At 39.4% G+C, this 23,365-nt stretch carries 20 protein-coding genes; 18 read left to right on the top strand and 2 right to left on the bottom strand.

The annotated features are described in order from the left end of the window. Positions 1–10 precede the first annotated feature (10 nt). The 10 genes from PQO01_RS09250 (at position 11) to PQO01_RS09205 (ending at position 12,635) form a co-directional block, all read left to right on the top strand. Positions 11–310: a hypothetical protein gene (locus PQO01_RS09250; protein WP_274313731.1), complete on the top strand. Its 300-nt coding sequence runs from the start codon at positions 11–13 to the stop codon at positions 308–310. A gap of 125 nt (positions 311–435) precedes the next feature. After that, entirely contained in the window at positions 436–1,413 is a 978-nt protein-coding gene (locus tag PQO01_RS09245) for a hypothetical protein (protein ID WP_274313730.1), read from the top strand. Further along, positions 1,413–1,754, top strand: a complete 342-nt coding sequence (locus PQO01_RS09240; protein WP_274313729.1) for a hypothetical protein — start codon at positions 1,413–1,415, stop codon at positions 1,752–1,754. Before PQO01_RS09245 ends, PQO01_RS09240 begins: the two co-directional genes overlap by 1 nt. A 622-nt stretch (positions 1,755–2,376) precedes the next feature. Continuing rightward, positions 2,377–3,573: an FG-GAP repeat domain-containing protein gene (locus PQO01_RS09235; protein WP_274313728.1), complete on the top strand. Its 1,197-nt coding sequence runs from the start codon at positions 2,377–2,379 to the stop codon at positions 3,571–3,573. A 9-nt stretch (positions 3,574–3,582) separates the two neighbouring features. Further along, positions 3,583–5,037 (top strand): sulfatase, encoded by a 1,455-nt coding sequence (locus PQO01_RS09230; protein ID WP_274313727.1) that lies wholly within the window; start codon positions 3,583–3,585, stop codon positions 5,035–5,037. Positions 5,038–5,110: 73 nt separating this feature from the next. Beyond that, entirely contained in the window at positions 5,111–6,517 is a 1,407-nt protein-coding gene (locus PQO01_RS09225) for a sulfatase (RefSeq protein WP_274313726.1), read from the top strand. Positions 6,518–6,548: 31 nt separating this feature from the next. Continuing rightward, positions 6,549–7,925 (top strand): sulfatase family protein, encoded by a 1,377-nt coding sequence (locus PQO01_RS09220; RefSeq protein WP_274313725.1) that lies wholly within the window; start codon positions 6,549–6,551, stop codon positions 7,923–7,925. A 79-nt stretch (positions 7,926–8,004) separates the two neighbouring features. After that, positions 8,005–10,095: a sulfatase-like hydrolase/transferase gene (locus PQO01_RS09215; RefSeq protein WP_274313724.1), complete on the top strand. Its 2,091-nt coding sequence runs from the start codon at positions 8,005–8,007 to the stop codon at positions 10,093–10,095. A gap of 299 nt (positions 10,096–10,394) precedes the next feature. After that, the gene (locus PQO01_RS09210) at positions 10,395–11,834 is read left to right on the top strand and encodes a sulfatase family protein (RefSeq protein ID WP_274313723.1); all 1,440 of its coding nucleotides are present in this window, start codon (positions 10,395–10,397) and stop codon (positions 11,832–11,834) included. A gap of 135 nt (positions 11,835–11,969) precedes the next feature. Further along, on the top strand, positions 11,970–12,635 hold the full coding sequence (locus PQO01_RS09205; RefSeq protein ID WP_274313722.1) for a prepilin-type N-terminal cleavage/methylation domain-containing protein: 666 nt from the start codon (positions 11,970–11,972) through the stop codon (positions 12,633–12,635). Positions 12,636–12,656: 21 nt separating this feature from the next. Here PQO01_RS09205 and PQO01_RS09200 read toward each other — a convergent pair whose 3' ends face one another. Further along, entirely contained in the window at positions 12,657–13,823 is a 1,167-nt protein-coding gene (locus tag PQO01_RS09200) for an IS256 family transposase (RefSeq protein ID WP_274312071.1), read from the bottom strand. A 320-nt stretch (positions 13,824–14,143) separates the two neighbouring features. Between PQO01_RS09200 and PQO01_RS09195 the strand changes: the two genes are divergently transcribed. The 5 genes from PQO01_RS09195 (at position 14,144) to PQO01_RS09175 (ending at position 20,110) form a co-directional block, all read left to right on the top strand. Further along, a complete protein-coding gene (locus tag PQO01_RS09195; protein ID WP_274313721.1) occupies positions 14,144–15,409 on the top strand; it encodes a DUF1552 domain-containing protein in 1,266 nt (421 codons plus the stop codon). Next, positions 15,406–18,039, top strand: coding sequence for a DUF1592 domain-containing protein (locus tag PQO01_RS09190; protein ID WP_337994441.1), 2,634 nt, complete (start codon positions 15,406–15,408; stop codon positions 18,037–18,039). Before PQO01_RS09195 ends, PQO01_RS09190 begins: the two co-directional genes overlap by 4 nt. 158 nt (positions 18,040–18,197) lie before the next feature. Continuing rightward, entirely contained in the window at positions 18,198–18,806 is a 609-nt protein-coding gene (locus PQO01_RS09185) for a hypothetical protein (RefSeq protein ID WP_274313720.1), read from the top strand. Between the two features lie 512 nt (positions 18,807–19,318). Then, the gene (locus tag PQO01_RS09180; protein ID WP_274313719.1) at positions 19,319–19,744 is read left to right on the top strand and encodes a hypothetical protein; all 426 of its coding nucleotides are present in this window, start codon (positions 19,319–19,321) and stop codon (positions 19,742–19,744) included. A gap of 84 nt (positions 19,745–19,828) precedes the next feature. Further along, positions 19,829–20,110 carry a hypothetical protein gene (locus PQO01_RS09175; RefSeq protein WP_274313718.1) on the top strand — a complete coding sequence of 94 codons (282 nt, stop codon included), beginning with the start codon at positions 19,829–19,831 and terminating at the stop codon, positions 20,108–20,110. Between the two features lie 21 nt (positions 20,111–20,131). Here PQO01_RS09175 and PQO01_RS09170 read toward each other — a convergent pair whose 3' ends face one another. Next, the gene (locus tag PQO01_RS09170) at positions 20,132–21,298 is read right to left on the bottom strand and encodes an IS256 family transposase (protein ID WP_274312071.1); all 1,167 of its coding nucleotides are present in this window, start codon (positions 21,296–21,298) and stop codon (positions 20,132–20,134) included. Between the two features lie 169 nt (positions 21,299–21,467). Here PQO01_RS09170 and PQO01_RS09165 point away from each other — a divergent pair, with 169 nt between their 5' ends. The 3 genes from PQO01_RS09165 (at position 21,468) to PQO01_RS09155 (ending at position 23,281) form a co-directional block, all read left to right on the top strand. Beyond that, a complete protein-coding gene (locus PQO01_RS09165) occupies positions 21,468–22,010 on the top strand; it encodes a hypothetical protein (protein ID WP_274313717.1) in 543 nt (180 codons plus the stop codon). Positions 22,011–22,021: 11 nt separating this feature from the next. Next, entirely contained in the window at positions 22,022–22,414 is a 393-nt protein-coding gene (locus PQO01_RS09160) for a hypothetical protein (protein ID WP_274313716.1), read from the top strand. A gap of 159 nt (positions 22,415–22,573) precedes the next feature. Then, a complete protein-coding gene (locus PQO01_RS09155; RefSeq protein WP_274313715.1) occupies positions 22,574–23,281 on the top strand; it encodes a hypothetical protein in 708 nt (235 codons plus the stop codon). Positions 23,282–23,365: the final 84 nt, after the last annotated feature.

Here is a 23,365-nt window from a genome sequence, read left to right as displayed (position 1 = left end):
AGGATGTTTCGTGGGTAGTCACAATGAAGAGCTTTTAGCTAGGTTGACGGAAAAACAGAAGAGTATGAAGAAAAAGAAAAACTTCATGCCAGTTTTTATAATGATTCAATTACTTATACTAAGTACTTGTTTTTATTTACCGGAGAAATCCCCTCAAAATGCAAAGCTCATAATTATGATAATGATGACCTCAGTTTTAACTTTATGTATGCTTGTAGTCACTCAGCTTTACTTCATGAATTTAAAATCGTGGAAAGAGCGTGTAGAAAAAGATGTAGTACTCAACTTACTGAAAGACAAAAGTAAATAACTCCCTAAACACACTCTATTAGAAATAGTTTATTCATATAATCAATACAGGCTATCTGTTTTATTATTTCGTAGATACTTATTATCCTTGTCTTTTAGAGCGTACAAAATTAACAGGAATGAAAAATGTATAAAACTCTTATTATGATCGCTTTAGTGCTTCTTTTTGTATCATCATGCGCTAAAGATAATACAAAAACTAGTAAAGCTAAAAACACAATTAGTCACACAAAAGAAATTGACGGTTTAAAGGATGAGAAAAATCTTCAGGACTTGAAAAATAAGCTGGAACAAAAGCGCCAAAACTTTCAGGAAGTAGACAAAATTCACGATCGCTATCACTGGAGCAATAAGAGCGATAAGCTTAGTGCTGATGAGAAGAAAAATCGCACAAAATTGTGGTTTGATGCAAGTCAGAAAAGGGACGTTGCCTACCGCGAGTATATCCCCATTATCTTGGAATATTGGGCCATTTTACCCGAAAGCAGTAATGAAAATTTAAAAGCTCAAGAAGAACTCAAACAAGCTATAGCTGATGTTGGCTACAATAAAAATACTGAATCTGAAATTAATCAAAAAAATACTTTAGCAGACCTCTCATGGTCTTTTTTAGCAACTGGTAAAATTAATAAACAAAAAGCCGTTTTCCTTAGTACCTTAATTGAGCCGCCAAAAGGTGTACGTATAAGTGATAGAATGCACGCTTTTGGAATTCCCATCGAACCCTATGGATGGGATTTACAATTGGCTTATTCCTTAGCGCTCAGTAGGGCTGAGAAAGTTGACCTAGCACTTAAAGAACTTAAGAAAGTTGAAAGCAAAGTTCTGAAATATCAAAAAAGATCGAACCAAGAAATGCACTCAAAAGATTTTACTCAAAAGAAAAGTTCTCTACAGGAGGCTATTCGTCAGCGCTACGTTAGACAAACTCAGCAATTACAAGTGTGTGAACTTTTACATGCCCTTGTGGCACTTCAAGGTAAAGATCTTAACAAAGCCGAGACTTATTACAAAGCTGCACATAGTCATAGTATAGTTCTTAACGATAGGGCTAAAGCACTTGCAGCAAGTTCCGATTTTCAGGTTCTCAAAAAGGACCAATAGTGAAGAAAGCAGTGTTTAATTTATTTTTTTGTTTGTTGAGTCTAGTACTGAACTCATGTCATAGCACTCTTGCTTATGGTTTGACGGGTACACAAGAGCCTTTTGCGGGGACTCAAGCCATTGCTATAATGGGGGTTCCCGAATCACCAAAGCATCCAGCGAGTACTGGAGATAGTATAGCGTGGTACACCTTTAAAGTTGTAGACCTGCCATTTACTCTCGTCGCCGACTGTTTTTGGTGGCCCATGTCAGTTTATTATAATTCTGAGTATAAAAAACAACAAAAACAAGAATTGGAGAAAGAGAAGCACACTAAGGGTACTTCAAGTAATAAGATCTGAAGCCAATTAAAACGGACGATGAAAAGCTCCATGACATTACTTAATTGTAAAACAAAAAATTATGATTAACTGGAAGCGGCTATAGACTAGTTAAAAAGATTGTCACAAAAGTGAGAGGGATTTCTGCGATATCCGCAGACAAGTAGCCAAGCTATAAAGAACTATCGCTTCAATTATTACAAAAATAGAAGACTTTGCTCAAAAGCATAAAGGTTACTTGAAATGCAAAAATAATTCTTCTTGGATATCTTTTACTGTCATAAGTCAATTGTCCGAAGACAAGTATAGTAATGAATATTTACGATTAAACACAATAAAAGACATGACATTTCGCGTCGGTAAAAGGTGCGGCCCCTCTCGAATTCTACTTATAAGGATTTGCTAAGCTTTAGCCAAGTCAATAAAAGATTTTCTCATTGATGGCTAATCGAAAAATTATAATGTAGCTTGGTTTGAAGACAGTGTAAGGTCGATGAAAGGAGCTTGTTTTGAAAGCTTATTATGACGATTTTATTATATTTTAAGTTCTAATATTTATATAAAACGAAACTCTAGTGTGTATTAGTAAATTATAATTGAAAGTATGCTTCCCGTGATGATTAAATAAATTATTGAGAGACTTATGAAAAAACTATTATTACTCGGACTATTATTGAATACGTCTTTGATGGCGGACTACGAAAAAATTACTATAAGTCCCCAATTTTATTCGGAGGGAGCTGCCTATGGTGATCTTAACGGCGATGGAGTTAATGACATTGTGACAGGAAGTTTTTGGTGGGAAGGACCTAACTATAAAGTAAAGCATCAAATCCGTGAGCTCGATGGTAGTAAAAAGCATACTCCAGTCGAGAATAATGCCTATACGCCGATTAAGTACTCCAACTCCTTTGTCAATTGGATGAGAGACATCAATAAGGATGGTCACAATGATATACTTCTGGTGGGCTTACCAGGCTCACCCTTGTATGCCTATCTCAATCCCGGCAAGGGACAAGGTCAATGGCGTGAAGTGGCTCTATGGGATGTGGTGGATAATGAATCACCTCAACTTGTAGATATAGATGGCGACGGAACTGAGGAACTTATTTGCAATTATGATGGTTATTTTGGCTATGCAAAAATGAATCCTGACAAGCCACTAGAAAAATGGACTTTTCACAAGATTTCAGCCAAGGGTAAATGGCATAAGTATACTCATGGTATTGGCATGGGCGATGTGAATAATGATGGTCGTTTGGACATGCTGGCGGGTCACGGTTGGTTGGAACAACCTGCAGATGCTAAGCCAGGGCAGGAGTGGATATATCACCAGCAGCAGTTCTCTAATGGTGAAAGACACTGTGGAGCGCAGATGTTTGCCTATGATGTGGATGGCGATGGCCGCAATGATGTCATCACTTCCGGCAATGCCCATGGTTATGGCCTCTATTGGTTTAAAAATATCGACAATAAAAAATTTATTAAACAAATTGTTATCGGTGCCAAAACAAAAGATAATAAATTCGGGGTGAAGTTCAGTCAATTACATGCATTAGAACTTATCGATATGAATAATGACGGCCTGAAGGATATCGTCACAGGAAAACGCTACTGGGCTCACGGTCCTAAAGGTGATGTCGAAGCTATGGCACCTGCAGTTCTATATGTTTTTCAGCTTGTTCGCGAAGGCGGTGAAGCCTACTTTAAGCCCATTAAAGTTGATGATAACTCAGGAGTGGGAACACAATTTAGTACCGGAGATATTAATGAAGATGGCCTCAATGATATCCTGGTGAGTAACAAGAAGGGAACACATTTGTTCCTCAAGAAAAAATAGGCTTATTTTATGAGGTTTTTATCACTTATTCTTTTATCATTTTTAACGGGAAGCATTGACTTAGCTGCTAAAGAAAAACCCAATGTCTTAATGATCTCAATAGATGATTTAAACGATTGGACGGGCTTTTTAGGAGGGCACCCACAGGTGAAGACTCCTCATATGGACAAACTCGCCAGTAGCGGACGTCTTTTTACTAATGCTCATTGTGCTGTTCCGGTCTGTTCATCATCGCGTGTCAGTGTGATGTCAGGTCTTGCGGCAACGACTCATGGCAGTTACGAGATCGGGCCGAGCTATCAATCCATTCCGGCCCTCAAAGACGTGGTGACGATTCAGCGCCATTTTAAAAACCAGGGCTATTACACTTTGTCTGGAGGTAAGGTCTTGCATCATGGATTTGGCGGCCCCGTTGCTAGTGATATCGACCGCTCACTAATTAAAGGACATTCCGGTCCAAAACCAAAGCAGCCATTAAACCTTCCCCAAGGTTGGAGTAGGGCCTGGGACTGGGGACACCATCCCCTAACTGATGCCGATGCTCACGATATGAAGCTGGCGCATAATGCAGCCGAAGCACTGCAGGAAGATTTCGATAAGCCCTTTTTTATGTCAGTTGGATTTTACCGACCGCATGTTCCCTTATTGGTTCCACCTAAATGGTTTGAGCTTTATGATGAAGAATCAATTGTTCTGGCTCCTTCACCCAAATCCGACCTGGATGATGTACCGAAGAATTTTCAAACGATCAATGACTATGCAGTTGCTCCGACTCATGCAGATGTTTTAGCCAGCAATTCTGACAGAAAACTTACTCATGCTTATTTGGCTTCTATTAGCTTTGTTGATGCCTGTGTGGGCATTGTAATGGATGCCCTTAAAGATAGTAAATATGCAGATAATACTATTGTCGTTTTGTGGAGTGACCACGGTTTTCATATGGGCGAAAAACAGCATTGGGCTAAACGAACTTTGTGGGAAGAATCCACTAAAGTACCTTTGTTAGTGTACGGACCAGGCATAGCACCTGGCAAAGCCTGTGTTGAACCGGCAAGTTTAATCGATATTTACCCAACTTTAGTCGACTTGTGCGGAGTAGAAACACCTCATAAACTGGATGGCATTTCCTTGCTTCCACAACTACAAAATCCGCTCACTGAGCGTAAACAACCGGCAATTATATCATCTTATTATGGTAATCACGCAGTTAGAACTCGTGATTGGCGCTTAATTTCTTATGAAGACGGAGCTGGAGAGCTTTACGATCATAAAAATGATCCGGATGAATATAAGAATTTGATCAATGACCCTAAGTATAAAGCCATTCGCGATGAATTGGCTCAGTACTTACCGAAACAGGCAGCAGCTGAGGTGAAAGAGGTGAGTGAGCGCAATAAGGGCAAGAGGAGTGACAAGGGCAAAAAAAGTCAAAAGAGTAAAAGAAAATCAAAAGCAGCCTCTTAAACGCCTTAGACATTAATCAATAAATTATAAAAGTGAAAGACTTCAGTTCTTTCTTAAAAACTAGGAGAAATAAATGAAAATTATTAAAGGACTTATTGTATCCTTTTTATTTATGGGATCGGCAGTTTTTGCCCAGCAAAAACCTAATGTTTTGCTCATTGCAGTAGATGATCTCAATGACTGGATTGGTGTCTTGGGTGGGCACCCGCAGGCTCAAACTCCCAATATGGACCGCTTGTCTAAACGAGGCGTTTTATTCACCAATGCTCAATGTCAATCTCCTGTATGTAATCCGTCGCGGGCGAGCATGATGTCTTCGCTGTACCCAAGTACCACAGGTATCTACTTTTTGAATCCAAGTTTTGCGGCTTCGCCCAAGGCAAAAGGTCATTTAGTGATGCCCAAGCGTTTTGAAAAAGAAGGTTTTGAAGTGAGTGCCGCAGGTAAACTATTTCACTCCTCAGAAAATAAAAAATACTTTAAAGAGTACGGCGGTAGCTACGGTGGTTTTGGCCCCGTACCTAAAAAGAAAATCACCTCTTTTCCGGGGCATCCACTTTGGGACTGGGGAGTTTACCCCGAGCGTGATGATCAAATGCCTGATGCAAAAATTGCTGCATGGGGTGAGAAAAAATTAGCTTTGGAACGCGATAAGCCCTTTTTTATGGGTATAGGTTTTTATCGTCCTCATGTTCCGCAATTTGCCCCACAAAAATGGTTTGATATGTATCCGCTTGATGAAGTGCAATTACCCAAAATGAAAAAAGACGACCTGGCCGATATATCTCAATACGGAATTGATCTAACAAGAGAAAAGCACGTTGCGCCGACTTATGATTGGGTTGTGGAAAACAAAGAAGAAAAGAAGCTCGTTCAATCTTATTTAGCTTGTGTTTCTTTTGTGGATGCTCAAGTTGGGAAAATTCTCGATACTCTAGATGCTAGCCCCCACAAAGATAATACCTATGTCGTGCTATACAGTGATCATGGTTTTCACTTCGGTGAAAAGGAACGTTACGCCAAGCGCAGTATCTGGGCAGATGGCTCGAGAGTTCCCATGATGATTGCTGGCCCAGGAATCAAGCCTGGTGTGAGTCACAAGCCGGTTCAGCTTATGGATATTTACCCAACGCTTCTAGAACTCACAAGTCTAAATGCTGATCCAAAACTTGAAGGTAATTCATTGGTACAGCTCTTGCGCAATCCGCAAAGTGATTGGCCGCACTATGCACGTTCGAGTTTTGGACCGGGCAATTACGCGATTGTTTCTGAAAGGTACCGTTATATCCAATACAATGATGGTTCAGAAGAATTTTATGACCGAAGCAAAGACCCACACGAGTGGAATAATCAGATTAAGAATCCTGAGTACGCTTCAATGATAGCAAAACACCGTGAGCAGGTGCCCGCAGAACGCGCTCCCATTCTCGGTCAAAATTCAACTGGTCACAAAGCCTTTAATGCTGCTGAAGCCAAATAGGTAGAGCATGTTATCTAGGTGTATAAATAATATGGGTAAATATTTTTTGCTGATATTGTTTATAACAACATTGAGTTCCAATGCTTTTGCTGGAAGTTCTCTAAAGAATAGTAAACCAAATATTTTAGTCATATTCACAGATGACCAAGTTTACAGAGCTATTGGATATAATAACCCGCTTATCAAGACGCCTCACCTCGATAAGCTGGCATCCGAGGGCCTTATTCTTGATAATGCCTACGTAGCCTCTCCAATATGTGCAGCCAGTCGAGCAGCAATGATGACTGGTGTGTACCCTCAGCAAAATGGTGTGGTTGCATTGAATCATAAGGCTTTTAGAAAGTACCTTACTAAAGGTAAAATGGCAGATCAGACTTTGCCGATGCAGATGAAGAAAGCGGGCTATCATTGTGCATTTTGGGGCAAGTCACACATTGGTAAGCCGCAAAGTTATGGCTTTGATGAAGGTGAAGAAGTTAAGGGCTTCGATGATGTAGAAACCTTTAAAAGGGTGAATTCTTTTTTGAAAAAAGAGTCAAAAAGGAACAAACCCTTTTTTTTGTGGGTGGCACCCCGTCAACCTCACCTCCCATTATACCCTGAAAAAAAATGGCTTGAACTTTACCAGGAAAATGAATTAAAACTCGATCCAAATTTTCGTGAAAAACCACTTCCCATAAGCGTATTTAATCAGGGTAAACCCGGAGAGGATTATTATCGCGATAGTAAATATGAAGCAGTATGGAAAAAACTCCCTGCAGGTCCTCCACGAGACGAAGTGACTATGCGCTCTTTTATCAAGGCCTATTATGCTACGATTAGTCACCTGGATCATCAGCTTGGAGAAATGATAGAAAATATGGAGCAGTTGGGGCTCAAAGATAATACGATGATCATCTTTCTTTCTGATAACGGTTACCACCTGGGGAATCACGGTCTAGGAAATAAAATTACAATGCACGAAGAATCCGTTCGGGTTCCAATGTTTGTCAATTGGAGTCAGCTTCATGTTAAAGGTAAAAGGTCAGGTTCACTAGTTTCCAGCTTAGACCTTTACCCAACACTGTTAGACTTAGCCGGAGCTCCTTTGCCAAATCATATTATGGGTAAATCACTACTGCCCATTTTTATGGATAAGGAAGCTAAAGTCCGCGATCTTGTTTTTAGCGAATGTGTTGGTGTAGATGCCAAGCCAGGAGAGGGACATCGCATGGTACGAAGCGTTAAGTGGAAGTACATACTTACAGGAAAAAACGAGGAGTTCCTTTACAACCAAGATAAAGATCCCTATGAGCTGACTAACTCAAAAGAAAATCCGGAACTGACAAATATTCTCAAAGAACTTAAAGACTCTTTATCTAAGTGGATGGAACTAATCGGTGATCGAAAAATTCCTTCAGGTATTTGAATAAAGGAAAAACTTACAAAACTTACTATAAGAGAAGTCTGAATTTCTATTTTAGCTAAAAATTTATATGGAAAGAATAATGAAAAAACGGTACTCAATAATTTTATTGATTTTAACAGCATTTTCCTTGCTGGGTTCAGAAAAGCCCAGTGTTTTAATGATCAATGTAGATGACTGGAATGACTGGAATGAAGTCTTAAAAGGGCATCCGCAAGCCATTACTCCCCATATTAAGCGCCTGGCAGAGCGGGGGGTAACTTTTAGTAATGCAATATGTGCTTCCCCTTCCTGTGTACCTTCTCGGCCCGCCTTTTTCACCGGTATTGCCCCCTGGCGTTCAGGGAACATTTCAAATGATAACGGTAAGCATCCCTGGCGTTTTTATGTGGGGGCGAATGCGGTCACCATACCTAAGCTCTTTTCTCAGAACGGTTGGCAAAGTATTGGAATTGCCAAGAACTTTCACAAAGGAGATAAACCGGAATTTGATAGATATATACCACCTTTCCCAAAGGTTAAAAAAGTTAAAGGCGTCGGTATAAAACTCAATTCTTCTGCCATTTGGGATGTAGCCGATGCACCGGCGAGCGAGATGGCTGATTATAAAGCGGCCAGCGCGGGCATCAAGGAAATTCAATCAAACAAGGAGCCGATCTTATTGTCAGTGGGAATTTATCGGCCCCATGCGCCGTGGATTGTTCCTCAGGGATATTTCGATAAATATCCGCTAGAAACTTTAGAGCTGCCGGAATCACGAGCCAATGATCTGGATGATCTACCTGAGCGCTTTAAATTGGTCGCTGGTTTAGAGGCTAAATTCGGGAAAGGCTACCACGACAAGCTGGTAGAAAAGGGCTACGATAAGCAGTTTGTACGCGCCTATTTGGCAAGTGTGACTTTTGCCGATGAACAGGTCGGGCGTCTACTAGATGCCTGGTACGCTAGTCCTCATGCAAAGACTGGCTATGTGATACTTTGGAGTGATCACGGTTATATGCTTGGTGAAAAGAAGGCCTGGTCAAAAATTAAACCCTGGTATGATTCTTCACGCAGCAATTTTATGATTGCCGGTCCTCAAATTCCCGAGGGGCAGATGATTAATAATGCCGTATCACTTTTAGATTTTTATCCCACATTACTGGATCTTCTTGAGCTGCCAAAACCTCCTCAAGAACTCGATGGCAAGAGTTTGCTGCCTCTCATCAAAAAGCCTGATATGGACTGGGATTATCCCGTTCAAATGACCAGTCAGATGGATGGTGTATTTTTTGAGTCAATACTCTCCAATGATTATCGCATGACCCGACTGGCTACAGGTGAAACGGAATTGTATAAGCTGTCCTCTGATCCACACGAATTTAAGAACCTGGCGAACAATCCTGAATATGCGCCTCTTATAAAAAAATTGGAAAAACAACTGTCATTTTCTTATCCGCTTATTCCGCAGGACGGCTGGATTGAAGCCGAAGCTATTCCCGCGCAGACTTCGGCTGATTATCAACTCCGTGGTAATTGTCATTACTCTAGAACGGACGCCAATGCCTCCGGAGGTAAAATGATTTTTGCGGATCTGTACGCGGGAAAGGGCAGCTATATAGATTTTGTTTTAGACGTGCAAATACCCGGGACTTATCGCCTCGAAGCTGATATGGCCGCTAGTGGTAGTTTTTTAGTACAGGTTGATGATGTGAAAAACGATGCGGCTCAATCTGATACAGGCTATCCCATGAAAACATTAGCTCAATTGGAAGCGTCAAAATCAATGAAAACACAAGCTCTTGGTGCCATTCGCTTTGACGAGCCCGGACTCAAAATTATTCGTTTTATTTCAAATGTAGCGAAACAGCAACTCAAGTTCGATCGCCTGCGTATTATTCGAGATGATCAAGCAAAAGTGACTGAAATTGAAATCGAAGTACCCAAGGAAGAAATTAAAGAGTCTAAAACTAAAGTAAAAGCAAAAGTGAAGATGGGGAAAAACACTTGGGCTTCTCAAGCACAATGGAATAAAGAACGGCCGGGCTTAGAATGGGTCTTTACTTTTATGGACAAAAATGGCGATGGTAAGGTGGATTCCAGTGAGTACAAAGCTCTACAAGAATTTAAAAAGAAACATGGGAAAAAGTGGCAGACTCAAGCTCGTAAAGAACTTGAATCTAAAGCTCTGTAAAGCAATTAGCATTAATTGCAGAACTTAGATGTTGTCAGAGCTTTAGGCATAAAAAATCATCACAATCAATGTGTCATTTATCTGATTCGAGACAAGCTCACAGTAAGACACATCTAGTAGAGGGCTTGATGCTTCGCATGCGAGAGGGACGCTGTCCCCCTCGAGCTCCCCTAGCAAGGAATTGCCATTCCTTGACCTGGCGCGCGTTAGTTAATAAAAAAGTCATCACCATTCATGTGTCATTTGCCCGATTCGAAACAAGTTCATGGTAAGAAGCACATATATAGAGGCCTAATCATATGAAAGTAGTTATTGCAGCACTTATTTTTTTCACTTTAAACTTTTCCGTATATTCACAAAATTCACCAAATGTTTTGTGGATTTACGCTGATGATATGAGTGCTTGGCTAGGCTGTTATGGAGATAAGACAGTTGCTACTCCAAATATTGATATGCTGGCTGAAAAAGGTGTGAAGTTTGAACGGACTTATATGCCGGCACCAGTTTGTTCCACAACTCGCTCGGCCTTGATTACCGGAACGATGCAAACAAGTTATGGCCTGCATGAGCACCGCACTATGATTAAGAAGCCTCTTGCTGCTGGTATTACGACAATTCCACAGTTGTTTCGCCAAGCGGGTTACCTGACATTCAATGAACAAAAAACGGATTATAATTTTTCTTATAAATTGAGTGATTTATATTCTCCTGAATTTAAAAGCCCCAATAAAAAAATCGTTTCGGGGCACCTGCGTGGCCATGATTTGACTTGGCTCGAGCAACTCAAAGGGAAAAAGTTTTTTGGTCAAATACAACTTTATGGAGGCAAGTATCAGGGGGAAGCAGGTAGGAAGTACCCTGCATCAAGCCGTGTCAAAGAAAGTGAAATTAGTGTACCTCCACAGTATCCAGATAATAAAGTGATGCGCAATGCCATGGCACGTCATTATGAGCAAATTGCTTATTGCGATAGTCAGGTTGGGGCCATTATTAAAGCCTTAAAAGACTATGAGCTTTGGGAAAATACCATCGTATTCTTCTTTACTGATCACGGTTGCCAAATGCCCAGAGCTAAACAACACCTGTATGATGAAGGTACAAAAGTTCCTTTAATTGTCCATTGGCCGGCAGGTTCAGATAAAATCAAGCAATTGGGGACAGTTCGCAATGATTTAGTGAGTGGCATAGATATCACAACGAGTTCGCTGGATTTAGCTGGGCTTAAGGTTCCGGATTTCATGGAGGGAAAAAAACTTTTCGCAAAAAATTATCAAGAGCGGGATTATGTGATTTCTGCTAAAGACCGCATGGGTATTGCAATTGATCACGTACGGGCTCTTAGAACTGAGAAGTTTGTCTACATAAAAAATTACATGACGGATCGTCCTCTTTATCAAGCCGCCTACAGAGATGGACATGCCGTTTTTAAAAATCTTAGGCAATTATATGATGAAGGGCAACTCACAGATTTACAGGCTTCCTACCACGATAGCTCAAAGAGAAAAGTGGAGGAGTTATATGATTTGGAAAATGACCCCCACCAAGTTCGCAATCTGGCTTTGAATCCTGAATATGCCTCTATTCTAAAAAAGCATCGTCAGCAGCTTAAAGAATGGGAGGAGACGACTGATGATAAAGGCAGAATTCCGTCCACTAGAGAAGAACTGGAAAAGGTTTACAAGCACGCAAAAGGTAAAGTCGAGAACCCCGAATACGACATCTTTAAACAGAAAAAGTGATTTGAACTAAAAATCAATAACAAATCCTAAAAATAGACTTTTAAATTAATTTAACATTTTTTTTATCTTTTTTGTCATGTCTTGAAATCTCAGTACAATTATGGATTAATAATCATTATTAGAGGTGTAGTAATCATGAAAAAAGTTATTAAAAAGAAATATGTTTCTCTTATAGAAATACTGGTTGTCGTTGCGATTATCGGTATTTTGGCATCGTTACTCTTGCCATCTTTAGGCAAGGCAAGAAAACGCAGTCAAGCAACTGTATGTGGCAGTAACCTCAAACAAATGGGAGTTGTGTTTCATATGTACACTTATGATAATAAAGGTCTAATGATGTACGCAACCAACGGCTTGCATGGTACTTCATATAGAACATGGTCCAATAGTGGAGAGACTTTTGGGGCTTATTTAAATAATTTGCATGTACATAGCTCTCATGATTTACTTTGGTGTCCAAGTGACCCCTATGCTGAAGCTTATGCTAGTAGCAATAGCCACAAAAGGGAACCCTCTTATGGATATAATACAGGGAATTTAGCTAGTAAACAATTGAATTCTGTAGCTACCCCGTCTGAAACCGTTGCTTTTGCTGATAGTGGTCACAAAGTTGAAGATAATTATTGGTCGTGGCTTCTTTCTACTGGAGGTGACCGAAATATTTATTGGGAACGTCATGATAATAATGGTGCAAATATTCTTTGGCTAGATGGTCACGTAACCTTTTATCGGCCGACTAAAGTTCAATCAATCAACGGTGATACATCATTGTGGGATGATAGAGTCCCGTTGTTTCTGTAAATTGGTGTTGACCAATTTTAGTTAAACAGACAGATAAACTCTTTTTGTAGCTATCCAGGTTTCATCTAATTCCATAAGAATAGCGGACGCTAATCTAAGCAGTGAAGCTTCATTTGGGAAAATAGACACGGTTCTAGTTCGCCTTAGAATTTCTCGATTCTGTCTTTCAATCATATTGGTGGTTCTCAGTTTTGTCCAACAAGAACGATCTAAATCAAATACAGAAAAGCCTTCAGGAAGTGCGGATTCCATCCATTCAGATAATTGAGAAGCACTGTTTTCATACTTTAAGCAAGTAAGCTTTAAAAGTCTTTCGGCGTCCTGTTTTGAAGGGGTATTAAAGATATCTCGAATGTCTTGTGCAACTTCTGAACGCATCGCTTTCTTAGGCACATAAGCCCCCGCATTCTGCTGTAAATGAAATTGACACCTCTGCCATGGGATTGACCCAAAGACAGTTGTTAAAGCGGCTTTCAGTCCCGAATGACTGTCGCTCGTGATCATCTTAAGACCATGAAGTCCTCGAGCATTCAATGATAGGAAAAAGTTTCTCCAATGAACCTCAGCTTCACTTAAAGAGACACTTGTACCTAAAACTGAGCGTTTTCCTGATTCATCTATCCCATAAGCAATTAACAAAGCACAATCTCGAACAGTCTTATCTACTCTAACTTTTTCGTATCTCGCATCCACCAAAAGGTAATGATATTTCCCTAAAGGACGGTTACGCCACTTTTCTAAGCTTTCATCTAGCTCAGATACAACTCGTGACACCTGTGATTTACTCACGGAAAGACCACACATTTTCTCTAGAAGTTTCGTGACTTTTCTTGTCGAAGTTCCCTGAATATAACTCTCGGCCATAGCTGTCATCAAAGCTCGCTCACTTCGTAAGCCTTTTTCTAAAGAACTTGGATAAAAATCGATTTCACCTCTGACTTGAGGAATGTTGAGCTTCATTGCTCCAAGTCGAGTGTTTACGGTTTTGTTTTTATAGCCATTAGCATAACCTAAGCGATTTTCATTGCGTTCATATGGAGCAGCATCAAGAGAATTACTTCTCTCTACTTTCATCGCTTCATTTAGTAATACTCTCATAGCTTCAAGCATTCCGCTTTCGCCGTTTTCTGTGACTTGGTGGATCATTTCTAATAAGACACTACTGTTCTCGTGTGTAGAGTGGTGCATAATAATTCCTTGTGGGTTGTTTTGGTGCAACACCACTCTGCATCTTCTTTACCCCGAGTTACAAACAACTTCCTCAATTTCGCTCCGACGAGAAAGTTCCCATTCTCGCGAAGTCTCGGAAGCTATTCATAACTCTTAAAGTAGAGCTATAGCAGAATTTACAGAAAATTTGGGACACTACCTGTGGGATAGGGATTAATTCTGCTATTCTTTAAATCAACTCGATGCAATGAATTCCATAGAAAACATAAGGAATGACCTTTTAGACTTGTGATTGAGGAAAATTTTGCTTACTTTTTATATATCAAGGACAATAAATAATGAAAATAAATAGACGAAACTTTTTACGTGGAACCGGAGCCTTTATTGCTTTGCCCGCTCTGGAGTCTATGGGGGCAGAAGCCTTTACGCGTACTAAGTCGCCAAGTAAACCACCCAAACGTCTGGCCTTTATGAGCATGGGTTTTGGCGTAACAGAAAAGACTTACTTTCCCGACAAAAACCAAAAGGGTACAGGCTACAAAATCCCTCAGGGATTATCACCTCTGAAGAAGTATCAAAAGGACTTTACCTTTGTTCAGGGTTGTGAACACAAATTTTCTCGTCAGGCTCACTGGGGAAGTACTTATTGGCTCACGGGTGCTAATCAGTATGGCACACCTGGCCAGTCCTTCTCCAATACTATTTCTGCCGATCAAGTAGCAGCAGCTCAATTTGGTAAACACACACGTTTCAGCTCAATTCAGTTAAGCGCACCTGATTTAGGGGATGGCCATGGTCCAGGTCTTTCATTAGCTTGGGATCACAGAGGTAAGCCTGTATCAGCTTGGAATTCTCCCTTGGTGGCTTATCACAATTTATTTAACGCAGATGACAAACCCTTGGCGCAGCGTCAGGCACAGTTGGCAGAAAAGCGCAGTATTATGGATAATGTTCTGATCGAAGCCAAAGACATGCAACGTGGGTTAAGTAAGTCTGATAAAGACAAACTCGATGAGTATTTTCAGGGGATTCGCGATATCGAAACCCGCCTGAGTAAAACTGAGAGTTGGATGGATGTACCCAAATCGAAGGCGCCTTTCGAAGCGCCCACAGGCAATATCTCAGGGCCTGCAGAAATCGAAACCATGTATAAAATTTTAGTTGCGGCCTTGCAGACCGATAACACCCGCGTCATCACCTATCGTCAGCCTCTAAAAAGATTTATTGGTGGCAATCCCCATGGTATGAGTCATTACTCACCTGGTGAGACTACAGAAGAAAAGTCTAAAGAACGAGATCTCATGCAGAGCAAGTTGCTGGCTGGTTTAATTACTCATCTGAAATCGGTTAAAGAAGTCGATGGCTCAACTTTGTACGACAATATAACTTTAGCCTTTGGCTCCAATATTCGTTCAATTCACTACCTCAAAAATTGTCCGACAATTCTCATGGGTGGCGGGGCCAATTTGAAGATGGGACACAACATGATCTTGCCTGATGAAACACCACTCAATAATGTGTGGTTGACCATGCTCCAGGGCTCCGGTGTTAAAGTGGATAGCCATGGCGACAGTACTGGTGTGATTAAGGAGTTACAGGCGTGAATATAATTAAGTTTGTTTTACCCCTGGTATTTGGGCTCTCACTTTATGCCGAAAAGCCCCAGGCCATTTTACCCGAGAAGCACTTCGATTTTTTAGCGAATTATTGTCTTAATTGCCACGATGAAGAAAAGCAAGAAGGAAAAGTCAACCTAGAAGATCTGCCTTTTCATATTCAAACCATTGAGCAAGCTGAACAATGGCAAGGCGTATTAGCTGCAATCAATGCAGGAGATATGCCTCCTGAAGATAAAAAGCAGCCAAAAAGTCATGAAAAGGCCGACTTCTTAGAGGGGCTTTCCAATACCATGGTGACCGCTCGCAAAGTTCTTTCAGATAGTGGTGGCAAAATAACTATGCGTCGTCTTAATAAACGTGAGTATAGCAACACGCTCAAGGATTTGCTCGGCGTGACTCTGCAAAAGGATACACTTCCAAGTGATGATAACACCGAAGATTTTGATACCGTCGGTGCGGCACAGTTTATCTCTGGGGACAAATTTGAGCAGTACCTCAAACTCGGCCGTCAAGCGCTGGATAATTTTTATGAGGCCCAGGAAGCCAAAAAAGTAAAGCCCTTCACTTATCGAGTTGAAGCTGAGAAAGTACTTGGGGAACCCCTAAAGAAACGTGTAGCTGGTTTTGCTGATAAGGAAAAGCGCCTGGCGAGTTTTAAAATAGCCGTTGATAAAGCTTTACAAACACCAGAAAATCAAAAATATGTTTCTAAGTTAAGACCAAATGACAAAAATAACCCGGCAAATTTTTATCGAAAAATTGCCGGCTTAAAAGGCATGCCTAAAGCTAGTGACTTTGGCTTCAAAAGTTTTGCTTGGGCAGGAAAAACAATTAAATCTTTAAAAGATGATTCAAATTATTACAAGCATTACGCCAGTTTACCTCATAACGATATTGGTGCTTACTTTCAGCTGAATTTTGGTTCTACAAAAATTGTACTAAATCCAGGGAAAGCCTTGCCAGTTGGTAAGTACAAGGTCAGGGTTCGCGCAGGGGCTGTGGAAGGGGCTACCGGCTACCGTCATTTCTTAGACCTTGGTTACCAAGCTGAAAAGGATATCGGAAGAGGGCAGTTTTCCGGTTATCCTCTTAGGACTCTACATGTTCCTGGCACTCCGGATAAACCACGGATTATTGAAACTTCTGTAGAAATTCACTCACATTCTAAAAGAGTTTTAGCCATTCGTGAACGTCAATCGGATTGGGGCGAATTGCGTAAGTTTTACTACTACCCTCTACGCAATAAAAATGGTTACGGACACCCGCCTGCGACTTGGGTGGACTGGGTCGAAATCGAGGGTCCTATAGCTCAAAAAGATGAGAGTAAGTTGGCTTATATTCTGGCTAAGCACGCTCCAATAAAAAATGACCTGGAACGAGCCAGGAAAATTATCAATGATTTTTCCTTAGTCGCTTATCGCTACAAGAAGCCAAGACCCGAGTTTATTAATGGTTTAATGGAACTCTTTCAGGATCGACTCAAGAAAGAAAAAGAGTTTGATGTGGCTATACGCACACCGCTGAGCATTATTTTAGCTTCGCCACGTTTTATCTATATGCGTGAACCGGGTGTGGAAGGTGAAGCAAGAAAACTCAATGAACGTGAACTCGCTATCCGCCTTTCCTATTTTTTGTGGAGTTCACCTCCCGACGCTACTTTGATCAGTTTAGCAAAAGCAGGCAAGCTCAAGCAAAACTTATCTCAGCAGGTTGAGCGCATGCTCAGAGATCCCAAAGCTCGTAACTTTGTGGATGGCCTAGCTCACCAATGGCTGGATATGAAGAGGCTGGATTTCTTTCAATTCGGTTTGAGGTACTACCGTGAATTTGATCAAAGTGCCCGCAATGCTTCACGAGAAGAAGTTTATCAAACCATGCTTCACCTCCTGCGTTCCAATGAAGAGGGGCAGTTAAACATGCTGCTAAAAAGTGACTTTGTTGTTGTGAATGCGATGCTCGCAAATATATATGGTATCGAGGGAGTAGAAGGTGATGAGTTTCGCCGAGTTCAGTTAAAAGAAGATTCACCGCGCGGCGGACTCATGGGTATGGTGGCTATCAATGCCATGGGCAGTGATGGTGTGGAATCTAGCCCAGTGGAACGCGGGGCCTGGGCTCTGCGTCACGTTTTAAATGACCCACCTCCACCAGCGCCGGCCAATGTTCCAATGCTCAATAGGATAGGAGGTAAAATGACCAAGCGTGAAAAATTAATCGCTCACCAAGAAGAACCGCAATGTGCTAGCTGCCACCGCAAAATCGACCCCATTGGCTTTGGCTTGGAAAATTTTGATGCCATCGGTCGCTGGAGGAAAACGGATCCCCATGTAAGAAGTGCTAAAAACAAGCAGGGCATTATCGATGCTTCGGGAGCTTTTTACAAAGGTTCTAGTTTTGCTAACTTTATGGAATTACGAGATCAGCTCAATGATAAAAAAGATTCTTTCGCTCGCGGATTCGCTGAGGCATTAGTTGAATACAGCCTAGGTCGTCCTTATGCTTTTACTGATGAGGAAATGGTGGACAATCTATTGGCAGTTGTGAAGAAAAGAGATTATCAAATGAGTTCTTTTGTCAAAGCTATCGTTCATACTAGACAGTTTCAGAGTAAGTAAGTATTGCCATACGGGCGACTATAATTTATCCACAGTTTGAAAGCCGATTTTTAATCGGCATTTAATGATGAGCAACAAGCAGTAAAAAGTCACACGCCCGCGGGGGCTCCCCGCTCGCCGAAGGCATAATTAAAATTTTTTAAATTATTAGGAAATACATGAAATATTTATTGATATGCCTGGGGCTTTTTATGAGCTTGGGTGCTGAAGAAATTGAGTTTAAATCAAAGCTCTTTACCCAAGGAACTTTGCGTTTTTCCGATGATTTTGATCAGCCCAAATACAAGGGGCGCTATGGTCCAAAAAAGAACAACAATATAAAACAAGTCGGCGATGGCATTTTGGAAGTCTTACCCTTATCCGGGAAGCCCAAAGATATGACGGTTTGCCATATCTATAATATTCCAAAAAAGTTCGTTTGTCACTTGCGTTTTAAAGTGATGAAAAGTGATCCAAATGCTGGAGCAGCAATGCAGATAGGTAATCATAAAATGCATTTATCCGGTTCGGAAGAAGCTTTCTCGATCTTTTTGAGAAAGACTGGCAAGAGATTAACCAATAGTGAGGTCAAAAGCTTCATAGCTAATCAGTGGATTGATATGATTATCGAATATCAGCAAGGTAAAATGCTGCTGAACATCAATGGCAAAGAAATAGTTTTTGAAGGTGAAGGGATAAATATGGATGGGGCTCAGTCAATCCTTTTCAAATATCGTGGAGCAGACAAAACCTTGTTTGATTACGTCAGAATTTGGGAAGCGAAATAATTTTATCGCATATTTCGAAATCTAAGCGAGAATTAAAAATTGAATCTGAGTTTGGGAGCACCGCATTCCAATACGGAATGATACACTGAGGGTTCTAAGCCCAGCATACCGACGACCACAATTTATATTTAAGTCATCTGTAATAGACAAAAAAGTTAAAAAACATGTTAAAGCCTGTCATTATTGAAAAACTTGTGACAATTTAGAATGTCATCTTTTAATCATACAATCGTTAGATCAAACAAAGGAAATTTTAAAATGTTACTAGGAGTTATATTAGGAGTTATATTAGGAGCTATTTTATCTGTGCTAGCACTATCATGGCTACTTAAATATCTGTGGAACACGACAATGCCGGATGTTTTTAGTCTGCCAAAAGTCAGTTACTGGCAAGCATTTAGGTTAATGATTATTGGGGTATTACTTTTTAGTATTAGTTCAGTTTTTATTAGCTTACACTTCAATCTGTAATGACTCATAATCAATATATTAGATAAAGGTAGAATCATAGAATGAAAAATATTTTAACCATAATATTTACAGTTTTTATGATCAGTTGTACTGAACAGACACACTCTTCAAGTTCAACGTCGTTCTCATACAGGGTCGATTATAAGAACCAAGAATTTAAAGCATTATATCTCACTACACATAATGAAAAAAATTCAATTAAGATAAAAGAGTTTAGTGGAGTGATAATTTACCCTAAAAATGAAGGTATAAGTGCAACTATTAGTGATAATAATTATATCGAAATAAATAATATAAAATATGATGTAGAAAATAAACAAATTTCTTTATATAATCCTCAACTAAAAACACTCTCATATTTTGAAACAAAGTTATCAAAAACTGAATACTCTAAATTAAAAAATTTAGTTAAAGAAACTGAAGAAATTATCCAAAATTCAGTTATCTCAAAAACAAAAAACAGCTAAGCAGTGGATCAAGCTGAGACCTGTATATTTTTACCACCATCAATTATGTTCAAAATTATTTAAGAAAGGAGAGTATTAAGAAAAATGAAAATTTATAAAGTTATTATGGCATTATTTGGATGTGGTTTTGGAAAAGACAAACCCAAAACAAAGCGTGGTTTAATACTTCGCAGGTTGGAGAAGACGGCAAATGTTCTCAGCTTACTTTATTTGTTACTTTTATTATTTCCAAATACTATTTTTGCTAATGAAAAAACATTTGGAAACATCACAATTTATTCAAATAATGAAATCCCAGATGGGGTTGATCAATATATTAAAAAGGTCAATGAAAAAATAAGTGATAGAGTCCCGTTGTTTCTGTAAATTGGTGTTGACCAATTTTAGTTAAACAGACAGATAAACTCTTTTTGTAGCTATCCAGGTTTCATCTAATTCCATAAGAATAGCGGACGCTAATCTAAGCAGTGAAGCTTCATTTGGGAAAATAGACACGGTTCTAGTTCGCCTTAGAATTTCTCGATTCTGTCTTTCAATCATATTGGTGGTTCTCAGTTTTGTCCAACAAGAACGATCTAAATCAAATACAGAAAAGCCTTCAGGAAGTGCGGATTCCATCCATTCAGATAATTGAGAAGCACTGTTTTCATACTTTAAGCAAGTAAGCTTTAAAAGTCTTTCGGCGTCCTGTTTTGAAGGGGTATTAAAGATATCTCGAATGTCTTGTGCAACTTCTGAACGCATCGCTTTCTTAGGCACATAAGCCCCCGCATTCTGCTGTAAATGAAATTGACACCTCTGCCATGGGATTGACCCAAAGACAGTTGTTAAAGCGGCTTTCAGTCCCGAATGACTGTCGCTCGTGATCATCTTAAGACCATGAAGTCCTCGAGCATTCAATGATAGGAAAAAGTTTCTCCAATGAACCTCAGCTTCACTTAAAGAGACACTTGTACCTAAAACTGAGCGTTTTCCTGATTCATCTATCCCATAAGCAATTAACAAAGCACAATCTCGAACAGTCTTATCTACTCTAACTTTTTCGTATCTCGCATCCACCAAAAGGTAATGATATTTCCCTAAAGGACGGTTACGCCACTTTTCTAAGCTTTCATCTAGCTCAGATACAACTCGTGACACCTGTGATTTACTCACGGAAAGACCACACATTTTCTCTAGAAGTTTCGTGACTTTTCTTGTCGAAGTTCCCTGAATATAACTCTCGGCCATAGCTGTCATCAAAGCTCGCTCACTTCGTAAGCCTTTTTCTAAAGAACTTGGATAAAAATCGATTTCACCTCTGACTTGAGGAATGTTGAGCTTCATTGCTCCAAGTCGAGTGTTTACGGTTTTGTTTTTATAGCCATTAGCATAACCTAAGCGATTTTCATTGCGTTCATATGGAGCAGCATCAAGAGAATTACTTCTCTCTACTTTCATCGCTTCATTTAGTAATACTCTCATAGCTTCAAGCATTCCGCTTTCGCCGTTTTCTGTGACTTGGTGGATCATTTCTAATAAGACACTACTGTTCTCGTGTGTAGAGTGGTGCATAATAATTCCTTGTGGGTTGTTTTGGTGCAACACCACTCTGCATCTTCTTTACCCCGAGTTACAAACAACTTCCTCAATTTCGCTCCGACGAGAAAGTTCCCATTCTCGCGAAGTCTCGGAAGCTATTCATAACTCTTAAAGTAGAGCTATAGCAGAATTTACAGAAAATTTGGGACACTACCAAATAAGTAAAAGCTTTTATTACGATCAAAGTAAAAAGTACGACATTTACCTTTGTAATAATGAAAAGTTATATTTCCTGTTTGCACCACTCTCAGTAGGTTCTTTTGCTGCAACTAATCTGGCAAACAATATCTTTATCGCAAATGCTGATTTTAAAAATAATATTTCTACAGCTTATAGAGAAAAAAATAATTTACGATCTTTGGAAAGTGTAATTGCACATGAAATTAATCATGTGATGATGAATAGAGAATTGTCATTAATTCAAAATTTAAAAACTCCTAAGTGGATAAAAGAAGGTTATTCTGAGTTTGTTGCTCAAGAAAGTAGTTTTTCTGAAAAAGATGGACTTGAAGCGCTCATTAAAGGTTTAGATATAAACTCAAAATCATATGATTACTTTGTCTACAGAAAGTTGATCGAATATTTGATAACTGTCGAAAAAAAATCTATCAATGATTTAATAAACACGAGTGAGTCTATCCCCGTTATCAAAGAGCGTTTAATTGCACATTATACTAATTTATAGAGGACCTAAGTATGCATGCCAAAAAAATTATCCATTTATGCGTGATTTTACTTCTTAGCTCAAGCTCACTTTTTTCAGGTACACTTTACAAGATAACGAGTATACATGAAGAGCAAGAAATGACATACCAGGTTATGTTTGGAGGTGGATTTAGTACCTGTAAATACACAGCTTTTGATCCTGTCTCAAAGACTTTTTTGTATCTATCATGGAAACGAAACGAAAAAGCTCCTGAGCCTGTGGCTTCTATTTGGAGTCACACAATTGGAAAAACTGTAAAACTATTTAAATTTCCTGGAGCAATTCAGGCGCTGCCTGTCATACCTTCAGTCGATGATTTAAAGTTCTGCCCATTCACTGGAAGCAAAGATCTTACGAAAACAGTATTGTTAAAGTATGACTGAGACTCCATTGAGGGTTGTTCTATCATAATTTCTTCTAAGCATCACACGGGTATAAGCTCATCCTCAACACTTACATAAAGATCGTTGATTACTAGATTTCGTTTACAGCTTAGCGATCCATATTTTTATAGTGATCAGATATTATTACAAAGGAAAAAAATGAAACAAATTTTAATTTTAATAGCTGGACTATTTTTATTTTCATGCGCATCTAGTCAAGGCTTTGATAGAGGATTAATGCGTGAAAGTTTAAGTAGAGATCAAATTAATACATGTAATGAAATTGAGAGAATATTAAATTTAAAAGCTCAATTACCCAAGCCATTTAAGTTAGCTATTTATTTTAAAGACTCATTCACTTATCACCATTTTTGCCATGATAGAACTGCATTGACTTTAGAGAATAAAAATAAAATTGCAGAATTAGAAAAAGACTTAATTGATAAAAAAATAGTTTCAGATCTGTTTGTGATCAACAACTCTATAGTTCACGGTATTAGCTTAAAAGATATAAGGCTTGCCGCGGCAAGATTAGGTGCAGACGCTGTAATGGTTATTGATGGAATCGGATCTGTGGACAAACATAATAATGTACTAGGCGCTACATATTGTTTGATTATCACTCCTTTTTTTATACCAGGAACAATTGCTGATAGCTTATATATAAGTAGAGCAAATTTATGGGATGTTAGAAATGAGTTTTTATATTTATCTCTAGAAGAAGAAGCCAAAACAACCGAAACCAGACCAGCATTTTTTATAGAAAAAAAACGCGTTATTAATGAAGCTAAAATTCAATCATTAAACAAGCTTATACCAAGTATTCTTAATAGAATGATTAAAATGGAACCTAAAGATGAAGAATAGGTCTAGTGAATATATAGCTATCTTCATAGTTAAATTTAAGGTACAGTTTTCTTAGCTTATTGCGGAATTGGATATCATCTATTT

It is taken from the genome of Lentisphaera marina (assembly GCF_028745505.1).
GTDB lineage: Bacteria > Verrucomicrobiota > Lentisphaeria > Lentisphaerales > Lentisphaeraceae > Lentisphaera > Lentisphaera marina.
Note: the sequence above shows the minus strand (reverse complement) of the source record. Positions and strands in the feature narration are given on the sequence as shown.

Bases quoted from the DNA above. Each gene is read 5' to 3' on its own strand.
- PQO01_RS09245 (WP_274313730.1), top strand. From the start codon at position 436: ATGTATAAAACTCTTATTATGATCGCTTTAGTGCTTCTTTTTGTATCA.
- PQO01_RS09235 (WP_274313728.1), top strand. From the start codon at position 2,377: ATGAAAAAACTATTATTACTCGGACTATTATTGAATACGTCTTTGATG.
- PQO01_RS09230 (WP_274313727.1), top strand. From the start codon at position 3,583: ATGAGGTTTTTATCACTTATTCTTTTATCATTTTTAACGGGAAGCATT.
- PQO01_RS09225 (WP_274313726.1), top strand. From the start codon at position 5,111: ATGAAAATTATTAAAGGACTTATTGTATCCTTTTTATTTATGGGATCG.
- PQO01_RS09220 (WP_274313725.1), top strand. From the start codon at position 6,549: ATGGGTAAATATTTTTTGCTGATATTGTTTATAACAACATTGAGTTCC.
- PQO01_RS09215 (WP_274313724.1), top strand. From the start codon at position 8,005: ATGAAAAAACGGTACTCAATAATTTTATTGATTTTAACAGCATTTTCC.
- PQO01_RS09210 (WP_274313723.1), top strand. From the start codon at position 10,395: ATGAAAGTAGTTATTGCAGCACTTATTTTTTTCACTTTAAACTTTTCC.
- PQO01_RS09205 (WP_274313722.1), top strand. From the start codon at position 11,970: ATGAAAAAAGTTATTAAAAAGAAATATGTTTCTCTTATAGAAATACTG.
- PQO01_RS09200 (WP_274312071.1), bottom strand. From the start codon at position 13,823: ATGCACCACTCTACACACGAGAACAGTAGTGTCTTATTAGAAATGATC.
- PQO01_RS09195 (WP_274313721.1), top strand. From the start codon at position 14,144: ATGAAAATAAATAGACGAAACTTTTTACGTGGAACCGGAGCCTTTATT.
- PQO01_RS09185 (WP_274313720.1), top strand. From the start codon at position 18,198: ATGAAATATTTATTGATATGCCTGGGGCTTTTTATGAGCTTGGGTGCT.
- PQO01_RS09180 (WP_274313719.1), top strand. From the start codon at position 19,319: ATGAAAAATATTTTAACCATAATATTTACAGTTTTTATGATCAGTTGT.
- PQO01_RS09175 (WP_274313718.1), top strand. From the start codon at position 19,829: ATGAAAATTTATAAAGTTATTATGGCATTATTTGGATGTGGTTTTGGA.
- PQO01_RS09170 (WP_274312071.1), bottom strand. From the start codon at position 21,298: ATGCACCACTCTACACACGAGAACAGTAGTGTCTTATTAGAAATGATC.
- PQO01_RS09160 (WP_274313716.1), top strand. From the start codon at position 22,022: ATGCATGCCAAAAAAATTATCCATTTATGCGTGATTTTACTTCTTAGC.
- PQO01_RS09155 (WP_274313715.1), top strand. From the start codon at position 22,574: ATGAAACAAATTTTAATTTTAATAGCTGGACTATTTTTATTTTCATGC.